This window comes from Streptomyces tailanensis, from assembly GCF_008386495.1.
GTDB classification, from domain to species: Bacteria; Actinomycetota; Actinomycetes; order Streptomycetales; family Streptomycetaceae; genus Streptomyces; species Streptomyces tailanensis.
On the sequence record NZ_VTHJ01000032.1, the window covers coordinates 26,155 to 42,098 of the forward strand.

21 protein-coding genes are annotated in these 15,944 nt (G+C 68.9%); 10 read left to right on the forward strand and 11 right to left on the reverse strand.

Features of this window, described 5'->3' with window-relative positions; translation table 11 throughout:
* Positions 1-273: 273 nt before the first annotated feature.
* Positions 274-438, reverse strand: a complete 165-nt coding sequence (locus tag F3T56_RS46345; protein WP_172639117.1) for a hypothetical protein — start codon at positions 436-438, stop codon at positions 274-276.
* A gap of 54 nt (positions 439-492) precedes the next feature.
* On the opposite strand from F3T56_RS46345, the gene F3T56_RS24750 reads away from it, so the two are divergent.
* Positions 493-1,008 carry a MarR family winged helix-turn-helix transcriptional regulator gene (locus tag F3T56_RS24750; RefSeq protein ID WP_149827582.1) on the forward strand — a complete coding sequence of 172 codons (516 nt, stop codon included), beginning with the start codon at positions 493-495 and terminating at the stop codon, positions 1,006-1,008.
* Between the two features lie 85 nt (positions 1,009-1,093).
* On the opposite strand, the gene F3T56_RS24755 is transcribed toward F3T56_RS24750, so the two are convergent.
* The 4 genes from F3T56_RS24755 to F3T56_RS24770 form a co-directional block, all read right to left on the reverse strand.
* Positions 1,094-1,519, reverse strand: coding sequence for a PPOX class F420-dependent oxidoreductase (locus F3T56_RS24755; protein ID WP_149827637.1), 426 nt, complete (start codon positions 1,517-1,519; stop codon positions 1,094-1,096).
* A gap of 74 nt (positions 1,520-1,593) precedes the next feature.
* On the reverse strand, positions 1,594-1,986 hold the full coding sequence (locus tag F3T56_RS24760; protein ID WP_149827583.1) for a nuclear transport factor 2 family protein: 393 nt from the start codon (positions 1,984-1,986) through the stop codon (positions 1,594-1,596).
* A 37-nt stretch (positions 1,987-2,023) separates the two neighbouring features.
* Complete coding sequence (locus F3T56_RS24765; protein WP_149827584.1) at positions 2,024-2,806, reverse strand: MBL fold metallo-hydrolase; 783 nt, start codon at positions 2,804-2,806, stop codon at positions 2,024-2,026.
* A 146-nt stretch (positions 2,807-2,952) separates the two neighbouring features.
* The gene (locus F3T56_RS24770) at positions 2,953-3,333 is read right to left on the reverse strand and encodes a VOC family protein (protein WP_149827585.1); all 381 of its coding nucleotides are present in this window, start codon (positions 3,331-3,333) and stop codon (positions 2,953-2,955) included.
* A gap of 299 nt (positions 3,334-3,632) precedes the next feature.
* Between F3T56_RS24770 and F3T56_RS24775 the strand changes: the two genes are divergently transcribed.
* Entirely contained in the window at positions 3,633-4,514 is an 882-nt protein-coding gene (locus F3T56_RS24775) for an SPL family radical SAM protein (RefSeq protein WP_149827586.1), read from the forward strand.
* A 22-nt stretch (positions 4,515-4,536) separates the two neighbouring features.
* Here F3T56_RS24775 and F3T56_RS24780 read toward each other — a convergent pair whose 3' ends face one another.
* The gene (locus F3T56_RS24780; protein ID WP_149827587.1) at positions 4,537-4,872 is read right to left on the reverse strand and encodes a winged helix-turn-helix transcriptional regulator; all 336 of its coding nucleotides are present in this window, start codon (positions 4,870-4,872) and stop codon (positions 4,537-4,539) included.
* Between the two features lie 63 nt (positions 4,873-4,935).
* Between F3T56_RS24780 and F3T56_RS24785 the strand changes: the two genes are divergently transcribed.
* Positions 4,936-5,778 carry an SDR family oxidoreductase gene (locus F3T56_RS24785; protein ID WP_149827588.1) on the forward strand — a complete coding sequence of 281 codons (843 nt, stop codon included), beginning with the start codon at positions 4,936-4,938 and terminating at the stop codon, positions 5,776-5,778.
* A gap of 1,134 nt (positions 5,779-6,912) precedes the next feature.
* Here the strand turns inward: F3T56_RS24785 and F3T56_RS24790 are convergent.
* Positions 6,913-7,605 (reverse strand): hypothetical protein, encoded by a 693-nt coding sequence (locus F3T56_RS24790; RefSeq protein ID WP_216372999.1) that lies wholly within the window; start codon positions 7,603-7,605, stop codon positions 6,913-6,915.
* 231 nt (positions 7,606-7,836) lie between these two features.
* Between F3T56_RS24790 and F3T56_RS24795 the strand changes: the two genes are divergently transcribed.
* The gene (locus F3T56_RS24795) at positions 7,837-8,979 is read left to right on the forward strand and encodes a sensor histidine kinase (RefSeq protein ID WP_149827589.1); all 1,143 of its coding nucleotides are present in this window, start codon (positions 7,837-7,839) and stop codon (positions 8,977-8,979) included.
* Positions 8,976-9,644 (forward strand): response regulator, encoded by a 669-nt coding sequence (locus F3T56_RS24800; protein ID WP_149827590.1) that lies wholly within the window; start codon positions 8,976-8,978, stop codon positions 9,642-9,644. The genes F3T56_RS24795 and F3T56_RS24800 overlap by 4 nt, the downstream gene beginning before the upstream one ends.
* A 353-nt stretch (positions 9,645-9,997) precedes the next feature.
* On the opposite strand, the gene F3T56_RS49365 is transcribed toward F3T56_RS24800, so the two are convergent.
* Positions 9,998-10,285 (reverse strand): nuclear transport factor 2 family protein, encoded by a 288-nt coding sequence (locus tag F3T56_RS49365; RefSeq protein WP_149827591.1) that lies wholly within the window; start codon positions 10,283-10,285, stop codon positions 9,998-10,000.
* On the reverse strand, positions 10,269-10,391 hold the full coding sequence (locus tag F3T56_RS49370) for a nuclear transport factor 2-like protein (protein WP_281291893.1): 123 nt from the start codon (positions 10,389-10,391) through the stop codon (positions 10,269-10,271). The genes F3T56_RS49365 and F3T56_RS49370 overlap by 17 nt, the downstream gene beginning before the upstream one ends.
* A gap of 275 nt (positions 10,392-10,666) precedes the next feature.
* Here F3T56_RS49370 and F3T56_RS24810 point away from each other — a divergent pair, with 275 nt between their 5' ends.
* Together F3T56_RS24810 and F3T56_RS24815 are read left to right on the forward strand one after the other, a co-directional pair.
* On the forward strand, positions 10,667-11,137 hold the full coding sequence (locus tag F3T56_RS24810) for a cupin domain-containing protein (RefSeq protein ID WP_149827592.1): 471 nt from the start codon (positions 10,667-10,669) through the stop codon (positions 11,135-11,137).
* A 287-nt stretch (positions 11,138-11,424) separates the two neighbouring features.
* Positions 11,425-11,961 carry a tetratricopeptide repeat protein gene (locus F3T56_RS24815; RefSeq protein WP_149827593.1) on the forward strand — a complete coding sequence of 179 codons (537 nt, stop codon included), beginning with the start codon at positions 11,425-11,427 and terminating at the stop codon, positions 11,959-11,961.
* 180 nt (positions 11,962-12,141) lie between these two features.
* Here F3T56_RS24815 and F3T56_RS24820 read toward each other — a convergent pair whose 3' ends face one another.
* Entirely contained in the window at positions 12,142-13,026 is an 885-nt protein-coding gene (locus tag F3T56_RS24820; RefSeq protein ID WP_149827594.1) for a LysR family transcriptional regulator, read from the reverse strand.
* A 260-nt stretch (positions 13,027-13,286) separates the two neighbouring features.
* On the opposite strand from F3T56_RS24820, the gene F3T56_RS24825 reads away from it, so the two are divergent.
* The 3 genes from F3T56_RS24825 (at position 13,287) to F3T56_RS24835 (ending at position 15,446) form a co-directional block, all read left to right on the forward strand.
* A complete protein-coding gene (locus tag F3T56_RS24825) occupies positions 13,287-14,405 on the forward strand; it encodes a M20 family metallopeptidase (RefSeq protein ID WP_149827638.1) in 1,119 nt (372 codons plus the stop codon).
* A 436-nt stretch (positions 14,406-14,841) separates the two neighbouring features.
* On the forward strand, positions 14,842-14,997 hold the full coding sequence (locus tag F3T56_RS24830; RefSeq protein ID WP_246203811.1) for a hypothetical protein: 156 nt from the start codon (positions 14,842-14,844) through the stop codon (positions 14,995-14,997).
* A 170-nt stretch (positions 14,998-15,167) separates the two neighbouring features.
* Positions 15,168-15,446, forward strand: a complete 279-nt coding sequence (locus tag F3T56_RS24835) for a hypothetical protein (protein ID WP_342786981.1) — start codon at positions 15,168-15,170, stop codon at positions 15,444-15,446.
* Between the two features lie 63 nt (positions 15,447-15,509).
* On the opposite strand, the gene F3T56_RS46350 is transcribed toward F3T56_RS24835, so the two are convergent.
* Positions 15,510-15,656, reverse strand: a complete 147-nt coding sequence (locus F3T56_RS46350) for a hypothetical protein (protein WP_172639118.1) — start codon at positions 15,654-15,656, stop codon at positions 15,510-15,512.
* Positions 15,657-15,944 lie beyond the last annotated feature (288 nt).

Here is a 15,944-nt window from a genome sequence, read left to right on the forward strand (position 1 = left end):
AGGACTGTCGCGTGACTTTGTGTTCGCTGCGCTGCGGTTCACCTCCGCTCGCGCGGAGGTGAACCATTTGAGCGCGTTCGCCGAAGCCGCCGCCTGCCACACACCGACAGTCCCCGCGCAGGTCGAGCACACCTTCGCCAACACGAAGACCTGGAAATCCTCCGATGCTGCGACTGAGATCAGGAAGCAGGCTGACTATTTCTCTGAACCAGCACGTCGTCAGGCCACGTTGGCTCTACCGGCCGCTCCGAGAGAAGGGCGGCCTGGGTTCTGTCAGCTGCCGAAGGTCGGGACCTGCTGGACTGTGAGGTCGTCGCGCAGGCACAGGAAGCGGACGGGGTGAGGGTACTGACCCTCGTCGACCGCTCTGTTGGCGGGGAACTCCGCGACCAGGTCGGGCCGTACGGGGTGATGACTCCAGTCCGTGCGCTTGGCCATGGTGGTAGCCTACAATTAACTTTCTATGGAAGATAATTCTTCGGAAGATGAGTGATGGCTGACGCTGACCTGAAGCTGCTGTACCGGGAGCTGGTCTCGCTGGAGATCGAGTTGTGGGATGGCATCGAGGGGCGGCTGCGAGCCGAGTACGACCTGGCGCTGACCTCGTTCGAGGTGCTGCACCTGCTGCTGCGGCGGCCCGGGCGGCGGGTCCAGGACATCGCGGAGGAGTTCTCGATCACGGTGGGCGGCACGAGCAAGGTGGTCGACCGGCTGGAGTCGGCGGGCCTGTGTGGGCGGCGGGCCAATCCGAACGACCGCCGTTCCTCGATCGTCGAGCTGACGCCCGAGGGGCGGAAGCTGGTGGACGGGGCACTGAAGGTCTTCGAGGAGGAGCTGGAACTGCGTATCGGGTCGGTGATTCCCGAGCAGTCCGTACGCGAGGTGACCGCGGTCCTCAGCACGCTGCGGGCAGCCGGACGCGCCCTGGACGCGGAGCGGAAGGCCGCCGCGCAGACGCCAGTGCCGGCTACGCGGGCGCCGAAGCAGCCCGGCCGACCGGCATCGTGAGCCGCGACGGCTCGGCAGTGCCCGTGGGTTGATCAGCCGGGGCCGACCGAACGCAGCCCCCGGCCCCGGCCCATCAGCCCACGATTCAGTCGGCGATACCGGCGAAGGCGATGACTTTGTCGATGTGGCCCCGGACGAGGAGGTTACCGGGGCCACCGTTGCGTGCGGCGTACTCCTCGGTACGGTCGTCGCCCATGTATCGGGTGCCCAGGAGGCCGCCCCAGCGCAGCATGCCGTCCGGGTCCTCGGAGATCGTCGTGTGGCCCTGGAGGAGGACGAACGCGTACGGGGGCCGGTCCTCATCGACGCAGAGGGCGAACCGTCCGTCGCGGGCGAGGTTGCGGCCCTTGACCCCGCTCTTCTCGGTGGTGAGCACGATGTCGTCGCCGTCGAGGAGGAACCAGACCGGTGTCACGTGAGGGCTGCCGTCGGCACGGACGGTGGACAGCTTGCCGGTGCGGGTGCCGTACGTGACGAACGCCCGCCACTGCTGCTCGGTCATCTTCCGCATGTGGGTGCCTTTCGTGTGCGTACGGATCGGCTCGTGGGTGCCCGAGGCCGAGTCGGCCCCGGGCACCACAGCTTCTAGCCCCAAAAGGCGTCTTCGGCGGCCGGGTCGGCGGAGAAGAGCCACATCTCGGTGATCTTGCCGTTCTCGACGCGCAGGAGGTCGACGCCGTCCATGCTCATCGACGCGTCGTCATGGCGGCCGGTGAAGTGGATGGTGGCGGCGACCAGGTCGCCGTTGCCCATGAGGGTGTGGATCTTGTCGATGGCGAAGGTGCCCCGGCTGGTCTCCATCATGCTGCCGAGCATCTGGAAGACGGCGTCCTGGCCCTTGTGCTCGCCGGAGAACTGGTTGGCGCCGGGCTGGTGCCAGACGATGTCGGCGTCGAGGAGTTCGCCGAGAGCGGCCATGTCTCCGGTCTGAACGGCCTGGAAGTAGGCGTGGGCGATGTCGATGTTCGAGCTGGTCATGTCGCTTGCTCCTTGGGTTCTTGCGCGGGGGTGGTGGCTATCGGGCGAAGTCGAGGCGGTCGGCGAGGCCGGCTTCGGTGAACGCTGCCTCGATCTCGTTTCGTCCTTCCTTGAAGTGGGCCCAGCTGTCGAAGTGGGCGGGGACGACCCGGCGGGCGCCGAGCATCTTCGCGGCCTCGGCTCCTTGGGCGCTGTCGAGGGTGAGCAGGGCGTTGTCGAAGGCGAAGGCCATGCGGGCGCCGCCGAGGAAGAGGATCGTGGTGTCGACGGGAGCGAACCTCCCGGCGATCTCCTTGACGTGCTCCAGGGCGGCGTTGTCGCCGCTGACGTAGACCGAGGGCAGGTCGTCGGTGGTGAGTATGAAGCCGACGACGTCGCCGGTGACCGGTTCGCAGCCGACGGGGCCGTGCCGGGCGGGTACGCCCGTGACGGTCACGGTGGCACCGTCGGGTCGCCAGAGCTCGGCGGTCTCCCAGAAGGCGAGGCCGTGAGCGTTGCCTCCGAGGCGGCCGGCGCCGCTTTCGGTGGTGAAGACGACGGGGACCTCGGACAGGAAGTCGCGGCCGGCGTTGTCGAGGTTGTCGTCGTGTGTGTCGTGGGAGAGCAGGATGGCGTCGATGCCGCCCAGGTCGGCGGCGGTGACGGGCGACGGGTCGGTCTTTATGAGCTTGTGGTCGCCGGGGAGGGGCATGGGGTACTCGCCGGGCGGGTCGAAGGTGGGGTCGGTGACGAACCTGAGCCCGCCGTACTCGATCAGGGTGGTCGGGCCGCCGTAGACGTGGACGGGGATCTTTTCGCTGGTGGCGCTGGCGCCGGACATCGGGGACCTTCCGGTCGGGGAACAGTGAGGACGCGGGCCGTGCGGTTGGCTCCGGCAGGGGAGGGGGCGGAAGGAGAAGGGCCGTCGGCCGTGATGTTGCGGGACAGGCCATCCGGCGAGTGCCGTGCGGCGGCCTGCGCGGCCGGTCAGGGGGCGGGTGCGGAGAAGACGCCGAAGTGGTTGCCGGCCGTGTCCCGCAGCCGGGCGAAGGTGAAGCCCGCGGAGTCGGAGACCGGCTCCATGAGCACCTCGGCGCCCAGTGCGCCGGCGCGCTCGACGGTCGCGGTGACGTCCTGGACGAGGACGTAGAAGATCGCGTAGTTGGGGAACTTCCCCTCCGACTCCCACACGCCACCCGCCGGCTGCTGGGCACCGGGCGGCATCACCGAGTGATAGGTGACGCCCGGGGTGTTGGTGTTGAGGACGTAGTTCCAGTCGAAGAGCTCTCCGTAGAACTCCTTGACCTTCTCCGGCTGGTCGGTGCCGAACTCGAACCAGGCGACCGAGTTGAAGGCGGGAACGGTCATGACACTCACTCCTTACAGCCCATATCGGGAAAAAGGTAACTCTCCGGGGTGGGCTCGATCCGGAGGGTGGCGGCCGCGCTCTGCCGGAATGGCTTCACGGGGCCCTGCCTGCCGGAGCGGGCAGCCGAGACCCGGATCGGCCGCCCGCCCAGCAAACCATTTAGATTCCATGGAATCAACTTCCAGAGATTATTGTTCCATGTGATGCAGATTTGGCGTCCGGTCACCTTGCCCCGCGCACAGCACAGGAACGAGGCCGACCCGGGCGCGGGCGGCCGACAGCAGAGAGGAATCCCGTCATGGAACCGGTCGAGATCGAGGCGAAGACCCTGATCCAGAAGTCGAAGACCCCGTCGAACGACTACGTGATCAACCCCTACACCGGCTGTGTTCTGGGCTGCGCGTACTGCTTCGCCTCCTTCGCGGGGCGGCAGTTCGGCCGGTCGGCCAAGGAGTGGGGCGACTACCTGTACGTGAAGAAGAACGCCGTCGACCTGGCCCGCAAAGAGCTGGCCCGGATGCCCGAGCACAAGCGCCACGGCACGATGCTGCTCAGCTCGGTCACCGACCCCTACCAGGGCCACGAGACGAAGTACCGGCTCACCCGCGGCATCCTGCGCGAACTGAAGACCGTCGAGTACCCGGGCCTGGTCCGCATCCTGACCAAGTCGCCGGTCGTCACCCGCGACATCGACCTGCTCACCAGCCTGCCCCGGGCCGAGGTCGGCATGACAGTGACCACCGCGGACGACAAGGTCAGCCGCTGGCTGGAGGTCCGCGCCCCGCTCGCCTCCCGCCGCCTGCGCATCCTCACGGAACTACACGAGGCCGGCATCCCCACCTTCGCCTTCGTCGGCCCGCTCCTGCCCCACTTCGCCACCCAGCCCGAACTCCTGGACCACCTCTTCGGGCAGCTCGTCGAAGCGGGCATCACCGAGGTGTTCATGGAACACATCAACCTCAAGCGGTACATCAGCGAGCGCATGGACCAGGTCCTCGCCGATGAACCCGACGAGGTGCGCGAGGCGTACGTACAGGCCCGCACCAAGGAACACCGCGAACAGCTCGACGCGATCGTGGCCGGCCTGCTGGCCAAGCACGGGCTGCGGCTGCGCTTCGACGTTGTCGTCCACCACGACGACAACGACGCCCTGCGGCAGAGGCTGGCCGGCCCGGCGTGAGCGCGTCGCACCGGCGGCAGTGTCAGGTGACGGCGTCGGGCTCGGGGTCGGGGACCGCCTGAGCCCAGGCGCCCATGGCGTTGAGGACGTCGCGCAACCCCTCGCCGAGGGGGGTGAGCTGGTATTCGACGCGTGGGGGGATCTCCGCGTAGGCGGTGCGAGTGACGATGCCGTGGGTCTCGAACTGGCGCAGCCGGCTGGTCAGGGTGTGCGGGCTGATGCCGGGCAGGGCCTCGCGCAGCTCGGTGAAGCGGTGAGGGCCGCGCAGGAGCTCGCGCACGATCAAGGTGGCCCACGGGCCGTTGAGCAGGGCAAGGAACCGGGCGACACCGCACTCCGGGAGGCATGGATCGGACATTTTTCGAGAGTAGCCCATTAGTGCAGTTGATGTAACTGGTACATCGCATGCACTAATGGCCCCATGACCTACGTGATTCATGGCGCCACCGGCGCCCAGGGTGCCCCCGTCGTCTCCGCCCTCGCCGCCGCGGGCAAGTCCGTGACCGCTGTGGCGCGCAACGAGCACGCCGTCGTGGACGGCGCACGCGTCGTGGCCGCCGCCTACTCCTCCCCCGCTGACCTGACCGACGCCTACCGCGGTGCCGCAGGGGTGTTCGTCCACCTGCCCGTCACCTCGGAAGAGGACCGCCAGATCTTCGCGGGCAACATCCTCACCGCCGTCCGTGCGGCCCAGCCGGCCCGCGTGGTGTTCTCCACCAGCGGTTTCCCCATCGATCCCGCCATCGGCGGAGCCGCCGCGACACTGGCTGCCGGCCTGACCGACAGTGGCGTGTCCCATGCGGTGATCGCACCCGAGCTGTACCTGGAGAACCTGCTCATGCCCTACGTCATCGACTCGGTCCGTGAGCGCGGTGTGCTGCCCTACGCGATCCGGGCCGACTTCCCCGTCTCCTGGGCCTCCCACCTGGACATCGCCGATGTCGTCGTCGCTCTGTTCGAGCACCCGGACGTCACCGGTGTGGTCTCCGTCGGCCAGTACCCGGCAATCACCGGGCCGGACCTGGCCGAGGCGTTCGGCACCCGGCTCGGCCGGGACGTCGTCTTCGAACCAATCACCCCCGAGGAGATGCGCACCTCGATCGCACCCCTGATCGGGGAGGGCGCAGCCGCTGATATCGCGGGGGCCTACCAGACGATGAGCACCATGCCGGGCCGCTCGATCCCGCCGGAGACCTCCGCCCAAAAGCTGCTGGGCGTCACTCCCCGGACCACGAGCCAGTGGCTGGCCGACATCGGCGTCTGACCGTCGTCACCGCCGGCTTCGACCGGGTTTGACAGGCAGCACGTGGCAAGCCGCCCAGTTCCGCGGGCGGCCTGCCACGCCATCCAGAGCGCCGACCACCCACACCAAGACGACGGTGCGGGCGGAGAGGACCGACTGCGCACGGGGCGTACCTCCACACATCACCTGGTGTGCTGAGGGCGCCTCATCCGGATCGCAGGCGCGAGGTGCCGTCCCGGCCGGTGATCCTCGCGGTAGGTAGGGATGCCGAGGTCCACAGCGGTGCTGTGGCGGCTCTGTTCGGCGTCCAGCTGCGCGAGTTAGCCGCGCACCGCCGTGCCGGTCTCTGCACTGCCTCCGCTGCTGGCTCAGTACTCGACTGGCCGCCCTGTGGATGGCTGCCCATGCCGCACAACCAGCAAATGGGACAACGAATCGCCCCGGAGACACCGTCGGGCCTGGACACGGCTGTCTCGTCCCGGCCCCTGTCCGGTCCCTGGATCCTGGTATCGAGCCTCAGGGCAGCCGCCCGGACGACGAGCGACAACCTCGATCACCTACTCCGCCGCAGGTCAGAGGGGTCGGAGCTCCCCCGAGGCCGCCGGACTCCAAACTCGCGAGCAGCGGATTCAGTCCGTTGAGGCAAAGTTGATGCTCCGACACCTCGCCAGGAACGTTTCCGCAGGTCAGAGACCTGCACAGGTGGGGCGGGTGGGACTCGAACCCACGGCCGACGGATTATGAGTCCTTTGAGGATCTTGACGGCCCTTGCCGATCAACGCTCATCCTTTACGTTTTCGCAGGTCAAACAGGGTGGGCTATGTCGGCGCTTCTCTGTCTCTGTCGGTCTGTTCCTATCCTTACGGCCCCAACGCGGCCTCAATGAGGCCTGCCAGGATCGGGCTGAAGGCAAGGGAGACGATCGCACCAGCTCGCGAACGGGGCTCGAACCCGCCCGCAGCGGATTGCCCTTCCAACGCGCAGAGGCTCCGCCCCTTCACCCCGGGGCGGGCCTCATGTCCATTTACGCAGGCCAGAAGGTAACCCAAACCGCTCCGCGTTTTCATGTCGAGCGCATCATTGTTCTCTCCGCACCAGCGGAGGTGGTGTCGACGGTCACGCAATTCCAACAACGCGACCGCCTCCCCGCCCGGGTCACCGAACCGGTCCCACCGGACCATCCCCGACGCGGTCTGCGGACTCGCCCGCGACTGCCCGGTGCCCAAGGCTTCCGTTCCTTTCCGGCTCGTCCGTGTGCGGCGCCTCCGGCGTCTCCCCGGTCCGCGAGGTGTGCAACAGCGCGGCCGAGAGCCAGATCAGGATGACGCCGACCAGGATGTGCAGCGAGCTCGTGAGCAGGGACTCCGGCAGCGAAGTCAGGAACGCGAACAGTGGCAGGACGACGGCGTACCCCCACGACGGGATCCTGGGGAACACCCGGGCGCGGAGCAGCGACGCCCCGAACAGGGCGCAACCTACGGCGAAGACGGTCGCGGAGCCGATGAGCACGGGGATCGTGGGGCCGGTCAGGGTCTCGTCCAGGACGTCGTCGTCGAAGTAGAACAGCACCAGGTTCGCGGCGAACGCGGCACCGCCGAACAGGCCGAGACCGATGAGGTTCACGGTGTGGGCGACGTCCCCGAAACGTCCGGTGGCCGGACTCTGCCGCCGGTGCAGCGCGGTGAGCAGCGGCAGGGCGAACGCCGGGGACAGGGCGAGCGGGACGCTGGTCGCGGAGGTCTCCCCGGTGAATACCTCGATCAGCGCGGGCAGGGCGAGGAGCAGGCCGGACAGCACCCCGCACAGGGCACCGGCACGGACTGTCGATGAGGTGATGGGCGAGGACATGAGACCGCTCCGGTTGCTAGGACAGTGGGTCAGGGCGGCAACCGTAGGGAGCGGGCGACTGGCGACGGGAGGTGCAGGGCGGCGACATCGGTGGCCGGAGGTCACCATCTCCCGGGCGGTATGCGGCCGTTCGGCATGTGCCGTTCGGCCCGACCGGCCGGAGTTTCCCCGACGGGGTCACTCGGAGGCCGCCTTCGGCTTAGCCTGACGACAGCGGGTGAGGGGGTGCGCATGGCGGCGTATGTGCCCGTGCGGTGGGTGGCGCCGCTGCTGTACGGCGCGGTGCTCGTCGGCGGTCTGTACTACGCGGCGGCCGGCCTGGGCGACGGCCCGGGATCGACGGTGTGGCGGACAGTCGGCTTCGTCGCCGCGATCGGGGTGCTTCTCGCCGTGGAGGCGGCGGGACACCGCTGGCCCGCGGCCCGGGTGCCGCTGCTGCTGGCGCGGTGCGCTCTGATCGGCGCGGTGGTGCTCATCGACGCCTCGGGACTGTCCCAAGTGCTGTTCGTGCTACTGCCGTTCACCGCCTACTTCGCCTTCGGCCGCACGACCGCGCTCGCGCTGGGCGCCCTGTGCCTGGCCGGGCTGCTCACCGCGTACCTGCTGACCGCACCCGGCTGGTACCGCGACCTGGAGCACGTCTCCGACCTGCTGATGCTCACCGTCGGCCTGGTGCTGGCGCTCTCCATGGCCGCCGTGGCCGTCGGCGAGCAGCGCGCACGGCTCGAACTCCAGGAGTACGCCGCCCGGGTCGCCGCGCTGTCCGCCGCCACCGAGCGCAACCGGCTGGCCCGGGACATCCACGACAGCCTCGGTCACCATCTCACCGCGATGTCGGTGCAGTTGGAGATGGCCTCGGACTTCCGGGCCCTGGACCCCGACGCAGCCCAGCGGGCGCTGAACGAGGCGAGGCGGTCGGTGCGGCTCGCGCTGGGCGACGTACGGCAGTCGGTGCGCGTGCTGCGCGGCGAGACGGAGCCGCCCGCGCTGTCGGCGGCGCTGGCCGGCCTGGCGCGAGACGGCGGGGCGCCGCCGCGGGTCACCGTCGAGGTGCACGGTGACGAGGACGGCTACGGCGCGGCCGAGCTGACCGCCCTGTATCGGGCCGCGCAGGAGGGCGTGACCAACGCGCGCCGTCATGCGCTGGCCTCGCGGGTGACGGTGGTGGTCCGGCTGGCCGGGAACGTCGCGCGGCTGGTGGTGACGGACGACGGCCGCGGCTTCGCACCGGACGCGGCCGCCACAGGGTTCGGGCTGGTCGGGATGAGGGAACGGGTGCAGCTGGTGGCGGGGAGCGTGGAGATCGACAGCGGCCCGGGCGCCGGTACACGACTGACGGTGACCGTTCCGCGCGGGAAGACGGGGGAAAGATGACCACAGACGACCAGGAGCCGACGCAGACGCCTGTACGGGTGCTGGTGGTGGACGACCAGCGGCTCATTCGGGACGGCATCGCCTCCCTGCTGTCCATCCGGCCGGGCATCGAGATCGTCGGTACGGCCGTGGACGGCCGGGACGCCGTGGCGAAGACCCTGGAGCTGGAACCGGACGTCATTCTCATGGACGTCCGGATGCCGGAGATGGACGGAGTCGAGGCGGTGGCCGTCCTGCGCGGCCGGGCGCCGGAGTGCCGAGTGGTGATGCTGACGACGTTCGACGACGAGGAGTACGTCGTACAGGCACTGCGCGCCGGAGCCCACGGCTACCTGCTCAAGGACCTGCCCGCCGAGGAACTCGCCCACGCGGTATGCCTGGCACACGCCGGCGTCACTCAGCTCGACTCCTCCGTCACCCGCCACCTCACCGCCGCCCTGCCGTCCCCCTCCCCCGCCGACGCGCCTCCCGCCGTGTCGTTGAGCCCCCGCGAGACCGACATCCTGCGACTCCTGGCACACGGCCACACCAACCGGGAGATCGCCGCACGCCTATACCTCAGCGAGGGAACGGTCAAGAACCACGTCTCCCGCATCCTCACCCGCCTCGCCCTACGCGACCGCACCCAGGCGGCGCTCCGCGCCCGGGACCTCGGCCTGTTGTGAAGCCCTTGCCGGGTCGCGCCCGGTCCACGGCTACCGCCGCCAGCGGAGTGCCTTACCGGCGAGATGGGCACCGCCCGCCTCGCCCGCGGGTGGAACCGCGCGACTTCTTCGCAGGTCAGCCACCGCCCGGAGTGGATCAGATCGCCAGAGACCGTCTCGGCGACGGCCGAACACGGACACTCTGACGGGGACCCAAGCGAGTCAACGTTCAGCCCCCGAACAGACCGGGGCGGCGCTACAGCTAGCCTGCCGATGCCCGGGAAGTATCCACGGCAAAGTGGGCACCACTCTTGGCGCAGTGAACTCTCAAGCCCTGAAATGGCGCCGACATCGCACGCTGCGTCACGAATGTCCTACGCCCAGAACTCGTCGTACATCTTTGGATCGGCCGTCAGCACCCAACCCTCGGTGATCTTGTCGTCCCTGATGTGGAAGACGAGGGCGTAGTCCATATCGAGCTCCTTGCCCTCACGTGACGCCGTGACGTGCAGGAGCGCGACTGTGTGGTCATCGTTGGCGAGCACATCGTGGAGCTGTGGGCGGTACGTGCCGCCTGTTAGCTGGAACTCTCGCTCGAATACCGTGAAGGTGTCCTCACGTCCTCGGTACTCTCCCGCCAGCGGGTTACTGCCCCCCGATATGCCACACCACCTCGGGGTGAAAGACCTTCACCAGCGCATCCATGTCGCCGGCCGCGAAGGCAGCCATGGCGCGCTGGAACACAGCGATGTTCGGGTGATCGGTCATCAGCGCCTCTCTCGGCCCTCTGGGGAGCGTACGTCGCGCGACACACCGTGGCTCTGCGGCGTTAGGCCATCAGGCTGAGCGGCACACAATCGAGCTGCGCGGCCGCGGCGACGCTCCGCCCCCGGCCAGCGTCCACCGGCACGGCACGCTGCCGGGAAAGGCGGTCCTCTGAATCTCACGCGTATCGGCGCTGCCCCGGCGCAGGTACCCGGATGGCGGCCTTCGGCTGACTCTCCGGTGGGGACACATGGGGGCACCGAGGAAGGAGCGGTCCCATGGCGAAGAACGCGCATGTGCGTCATAGCGGTGATGGCAAGGCATTCTGGATGCTGAACGGCTTGTACGAGGTCAAGGCGTCGAGCGACGAGACCAACGGCGCGATGACCGTCATGGAGATGACCATTCCGGAAGGGATGGGCCCACCGCCCCACACCCATCCTGGCACCGAGAGTGTCTATGTCATCGAGGGGACGCTCCGCTATCACATCGCCGGCGAGACGATTGAAGGCGGTCCCGGGTCCTTCTTCCACATCCCTGAGGGCACCCTGGAGCGGTTCGAGCCCACCAGCACAGTACGGATGCTGATCACCTACACGCCGGGCGGCATCGACAAATTCTTCGCCGAGGCGGGTGAACCCGCCCAGCGACGCGAGCTGCCGCCCCAGTCGGACACACCGCCGGACGTTGAACGCCTCATCGAGATCGGCAAGCGGCACGGAATTCAGATGCAGCCGATGCCTGGGTAGCTGTTGGTGTACCGAACCATGACTGCGGCGTATGCGATGGCCAGGCATAGGGTCGGTGATTCCGTGGGAGTGGTGGCCTGTCGCAGACATCTTCGCCACCGCCGGATAGTCGCACTTTGAGCTGTCCGATTCATTCCCGCAGGTCACAGGCCCAACCGGACTGCCGGACAGTTGGGACCCCCTCCACCTCAGGGCATGATCTCCAGCGAGGGTCGGCCTGTGCCGGAGCAGGGGCGGCTGAAGTACGGGCCGCATAACATCGAATGGGAGGCAGCGCACCACCGTGAGTGGGCAGGTGGGCCGGCGAGGCGGGCGACACGCATGCGGCGGTCGACATCTACCTGCGGGCGGTGGCACGGTTGGAGTCCGCCGTCGGCCGCTTTCACCGGGACACCCTCATCGCCCGGCACAACCTCGCGTACTGGCGGGGACTGGCGGGCCAACACGAGCGCGCGGTCGAGGAGTTCACCGCAGCGGCCGAGGACGCCGAGCGCGCGCTCGGCGCCGACCATCCGACCACTCTCACCTACCGCGTCAACCTGAGCTTCTGGCGCGGCCTCGCCGGCGAGCCGGCCATGGCGCTCGCAGAGTTGGCCGAACTGCAGCCCAGGGTCGACAGCGTGCTCGGCGCCGACCACCCACGTGCGCTGCGGACCCGCCAGCAACGCGCCGAGCTCCTGGAACGCTCGGGCGACAGGGGCGGGGCTGTCACCCTGCTCACCTCGCTGCTGGCCGACATGATCCGTGTCCAGGGCAGCGGCCACCCGCGTACACGCGAGGCCGCGGAGGCGCTCGCCCGCTGCGGCGAGCGGGAGATCCGGTGAGGTTCGTCGGTCTCCGTCAAGTCCTCGTATCCGCCTCGCCGAGACAGCCGGCGGGGAGGAGCCGCAGGGCGTTCGGCAGGAGAGTCAGGACCCCTCACGAACACCGCACGATCACCCGGAAGACCATCACCGTCTGGCCGATACTGCCCTTGCACCGTGGCTGATCGCTCTGGAGACGGTTCAGTCGACGGCGTCGCGCAGCAGATCGCGCAGTTTCAGTGCCGCCGGTAGCGGGGCAACAGGCAGCGTCACATGGACGGTCCGGCGCAGGGCCGAGTCGGTGAGGCGGCGCAGGACGAGCTCGTCGGGGACCGCCCGTGCGGCCAGCGAGGGCACCAGCGCCACCCCCAACCCGGCGGCCGCGTAACCGAACTTCGCCGTCCACTCCGCGATCCGGATGATCTTCCTGGGCGTGAAGCCCGCCCGCGCGCAGGCGTCGGCGAGCATCGTGGGACGGTCGCCGTACGCGCTGTGAAGCCATGCCTCGTCGTGCAGTTCACGCAGGTCGACCGCCCCGGCTCCGGCCAGGCGGTGCCCGCGTGGGAGAGCCACGAACAACTCGTCCTCGCACAGCACGGTCGTCGTGACACCGTCGGCCGACGGCAGACCGGACGGGTAGTCGCTGACGACGGCCAGGTCCAGTTCCCCGTCCGCAAGACGCTGCATCAGCGTGTCGGTCCAGCCCTCCACCGCGACGACCTCGACATCCGGCCTGGCGTCCCGGAGCGCCCGCAGGGCGGTGGGCACCAGCGAGATGTTGGCGGTGGCGAACGCGCCTACGTGCAGCAGTCCGCCGAGCCCCGCGTGCAGCACGGCCAGCTCCCGCTGCGCCCGCGACAACCGGTCGAGCACCTCCATGGCGTGCCGGTGCAGCGTGCGGCCGGCGGGATTGAGCCGTACGCCCCGGGGGAGGCGCTCGAACAGCGGCCCGCCGGCCTGCTGCTCCAGCACGGCGATCCGCCGGGACACGGCGGACTGTGTGTAGCTGAGCCGGACCGCCGCTTTCGTGAACGACCCGGTCTCGGCCACGGCCACCAGCAGCCGCAGCGCGTCGATCTCGAACACGTTCCTCCCTCCGAGATCCGCCTCCCCGTATCGCCATCCTCTCACGACACATTCCTTCAGCGCATAGATCCCGTGCAATCCAGTCGCTGGTGGAATGCCCTGTCCGGCCATAACGTCGTTCACGCGGCGGGGCTCTGCAGGGGGATGCACCCCGCCGCACCCGTGGCCCACGAGATCCGAGGGGGAAATGTGTCGCTGCGACAGGAAGTCCGGACGGGGTGGGACCGGTGACCCGGGGGGCCGCGCTCTCCTTGCCGACGATGCTGGCCGATCTGGAGACACTCGTGGTCTGCGAATCCTTCTCGGCCGACCACGCGGCGGTGGCGCGCAGCGCCGAGGTGGTCGGCGCCCTCGGGACGACGCTGCTGGGGATCGAGCCGGAGACCATCGTGATCGACGGTGTGACCCATCTTCGGTGGACCTTCGGCACCCCGCGGGTCCTCCTGGTGGGACACCACGACACGGTGTGGCCCATCGGCTCGCTCCAGGACCGCCCCTGGTCGGTGACCGACGGGATCGCCCGCGGCCCCGGGGTCCTGGACATGAAGGCGGGCCTGGTGCAGATGCTCCACGCGCTGGCCTCCCTGCCCTCCCCTGAAGGGGTGTGCGTACTGGTCAGCGGAGACGAGGAGGTCGGCTCCGCGACCTCCCGGGAGCTGATCGAGGAAGCCGCGCGGGGGTGCAGGGCCGCTTTCGTACCGGAGGCGTCCGCGGACGAGGAGGGTGCACTCAAGACCGCCCGCAAGGGCACTTCGCGGTACGAGGTCGTGGTGCACGGCCGGGCCGCGCACGCGGGTCTGGAACCGCAGAAAGGGATCAACGCGGCGGTCGAGGCCGCTCATCAGGTGCTGTCCATCGCCGACCTCGGAGCATCGTTGCTCGGAGCCTCCTCGGGTGCCGACGGCGGCGCCCACTCCGTTCTGGGCCCCACGACCGTCACGCCCACCCTGCTGTCCGCCGGCACTGCCCGCAACACGGTGCCCGCGCTGGCTCGGGTGTCGGTGGACGTGCGGGTGCCGACGACGGCGGCGCAGGACCGGGTCGACGAGCTCATGCGGGGGCTCAACGCCCGGACGCCCGGAGCCCGGCTCGAGGTGCTGGGCGGCAGGCAACGGCCGCCCATGACACCGGATTCGTCCGCCGAACTGTTCGCCCTCGCCTCCGGGCTCGCCACGGAGTCGGGCCAGGAACCGCTGCGGGGGATCGCCGTCGGCGGCGCCTCGGACGGCAACTACACCGCGGCAGTGGGCTGTCCGACGCTGGACGGCCTGGGTGCCGTGGGCGCAGGCGCGCACGCGGACAGCGAGTACGTGGAGGTTGCGCGGATGGTCCCCCGCGCCCGTCTGCTCGCTCGACTCATCGAGCACACGACCAAGTGAACACGCGACCGACTGAAGCAGCCTTGACGAGGCCGCCCCGATACGAAACCGAGGCCCCTGTATGAGCGTGGGGGATTCCCCGTCCCCTGAAGTCGCCAGACTGCCTTCCCGTGAAGACTTCGGCCTACTCGAGCACACCTTCCTGCTGAGAAAGGAGGTCGACGTGCAGGAGAAGCGCAGCGAACTGTTCATCGCCGCTTTCCTGGCCGCCGTCGCCTGCCTGGCGACCGGGGGCGCCCCTCCGGAAGGCAGCGTCGGGAGATCTGCCCCATGAGCTTTCTGACGGAGCCGTGGTGTCCCCCGGGGACCTTGCTGCCTCCCTACTGGGCAACCGTCGCCGGCGGTCCAACGGGGAGCGAACGCTGTCCAGTCAATAGAGCCCAGCTGAACATTGGAGAGCCCTCCGTTGGTTTCCAAGATTCGTGTCCTTCTGGGCATGCTCGTTCTCCTGGCGCTGGCCATCGGCGCCATCGCCCTGCTCGCGGCCGTGAAAGCCGATGCCGTCTGGTTCACGATCGTTCCTATCGGCATCCTCTTGTTCAGCGTCGTCGCCCAGTCGCTCGGATGGTTCGACAAGAAGGCCGGTAACTGACCTAGCGGCTCGCAGGTCGGGGTGGATGGTCTCCGAGTGGATGAAGCACGCGGGTGAGGTCGGCGGCTCGCAGGGCACAGAGTTCTACTGCAGCGTCCAGAGGCCGCGACGGCTGCCGCGTCCCCCTCCCCAGGACCGGCGACACCCCGCCCTTCGGCTTCAGCGTTTCCGTGTCCGCCAAGCCCTGGCTCCCCCAGCCCGACTGGAACGCCTACACCGCCGAGGCCGACCAGGCCGACCGCACCTCCATGCTCCAGCTCTACCGCTCCGCCCTGCGCCTGCGCCGCACCCACCCCAACCTGCGCGGCGAGAAGTTCCGCTGGCTGGACAGCCCGCCCGGCACCCTCCTCTTCGAACGCGGCACCGGCCTGCTGTACGCGTGCCGGGCAATACACCCCGGACGGGTCACTTCCAGATGGATCCCAGTCTCCACGCCTGCACGTGAGTGAGTTCGGCGGTTCCATCGGGCCGTTTTCACTCCGGGCAGTTTCCGCCTGATGCGCACCAGCCCCTCACGCCCCGGCGCCGATGCGATCGGGCTCCTCCAAGGTGAGGTCGAATCCGGTCAGCAGTCCCGCACGGAAACCTCTCGGGCGGCCGGACAGGGAGCCCGCGGACAGTGCTCCGCAGACCTCGCCGAAACCTTGTGTCCCCAGCACGTCCCCAGGATCACGAAACGAAGCCGAGCAGCTGCTGTCGGCTCGTCGGCCCGAACCCTGATCATCAGCATTACCGCAGGTCAGCGCAGTGTCCGCTCGGCGGGGCGGCAAGAGCCTCACCGCGCTCCGAAGTCACGAGCAGCGGATTGAGTCCGTTGAGCGGTAGTTGACGCCCCGACACCCAAAAATGAACGTTTCCGCAGGTCAGAGCGCTGCAATAGTGGGGCGGGTGGGACTCGAACCCACGGCCGACGGATTATGAGTCCTTTGAGGATCTTGGCGGCCCTT

Excerpts from the sequence above, each read along its gene's own strand:
- F3T56_RS46345 (WP_172639117.1), bottom strand. The coding sequence starts at position 438 with ATGGCCAAGCGCACGGACTGGAGTCATCACCCCGTACGGCCCGACCTG.
- F3T56_RS24750 (WP_149827582.1), top strand. The coding sequence starts at position 493 with ATGGCTGACGCTGACCTGAAGCTGCTGTACCGGGAGCTGGTCTCGCTG.
- F3T56_RS24755 (WP_149827637.1), bottom strand. The coding sequence starts at position 1,519 with ATGCGGAAGATGACCGAGCAGCAGTGGCGGGCGTTCGTCACGTACGGC.
- F3T56_RS24760 (WP_149827583.1), bottom strand. The coding sequence starts at position 1,986 with ATGACCAGCTCGAACATCGACATCGCCCACGCCTACTTCCAGGCCGTT.
- F3T56_RS24765 (WP_149827584.1), bottom strand. The coding sequence starts at position 2,806 with ATGTCCGGCGCCAGCGCCACCAGCGAAAAGATCCCCGTCCACGTCTAC.
- F3T56_RS24770 (WP_149827585.1), bottom strand. The coding sequence starts at position 3,333 with ATGACCGTTCCCGCCTTCAACTCGGTCGCCTGGTTCGAGTTCGGCACC.
- F3T56_RS24775 (WP_149827586.1), top strand. The coding sequence starts at position 3,633 with ATGGAACCGGTCGAGATCGAGGCGAAGACCCTGATCCAGAAGTCGAAG.
- F3T56_RS24780 (WP_149827587.1), bottom strand. The coding sequence starts at position 4,872 with ATGTCCGATCCATGCCTCCCGGAGTGCGGTGTCGCCCGGTTCCTTGCC.
- F3T56_RS24785 (WP_149827588.1), top strand. The coding sequence starts at position 4,936 with ATGACCTACGTGATTCATGGCGCCACCGGCGCCCAGGGTGCCCCCGTC.
- F3T56_RS24790 (WP_216372999.1), bottom strand. The coding sequence starts at position 7,605 with ATGTCCTCGCCCATCACCTCATCGACAGTCCGTGCCGGTGCCCTGTGC.
- F3T56_RS24795 (WP_149827589.1), top strand. The coding sequence starts at position 7,837 with ATGGCGGCGTATGTGCCCGTGCGGTGGGTGGCGCCGCTGCTGTACGGC.
- F3T56_RS24800 (WP_149827590.1), top strand. The coding sequence starts at position 8,976 with ATGACCACAGACGACCAGGAGCCGACGCAGACGCCTGTACGGGTGCTG.
- F3T56_RS49370 (WP_281291893.1), bottom strand. The coding sequence starts at position 10,391 with ATGACCGATCACCCGAACATCGCTGTGTTCCAGCGCGCCATGGCTGCC.
- F3T56_RS24810 (WP_149827592.1), top strand. The coding sequence starts at position 10,667 with ATGGCGAAGAACGCGCATGTGCGTCATAGCGGTGATGGCAAGGCATTC.
- F3T56_RS24825 (WP_149827638.1), top strand. The coding sequence starts at position 13,287 with ATGCTGGCCGATCTGGAGACACTCGTGGTCTGCGAATCCTTCTCGGCC.
- F3T56_RS24830 (WP_246203811.1), top strand. The coding sequence starts at position 14,842 with ATGCTCGTTCTCCTGGCGCTGGCCATCGGCGCCATCGCCCTGCTCGCG.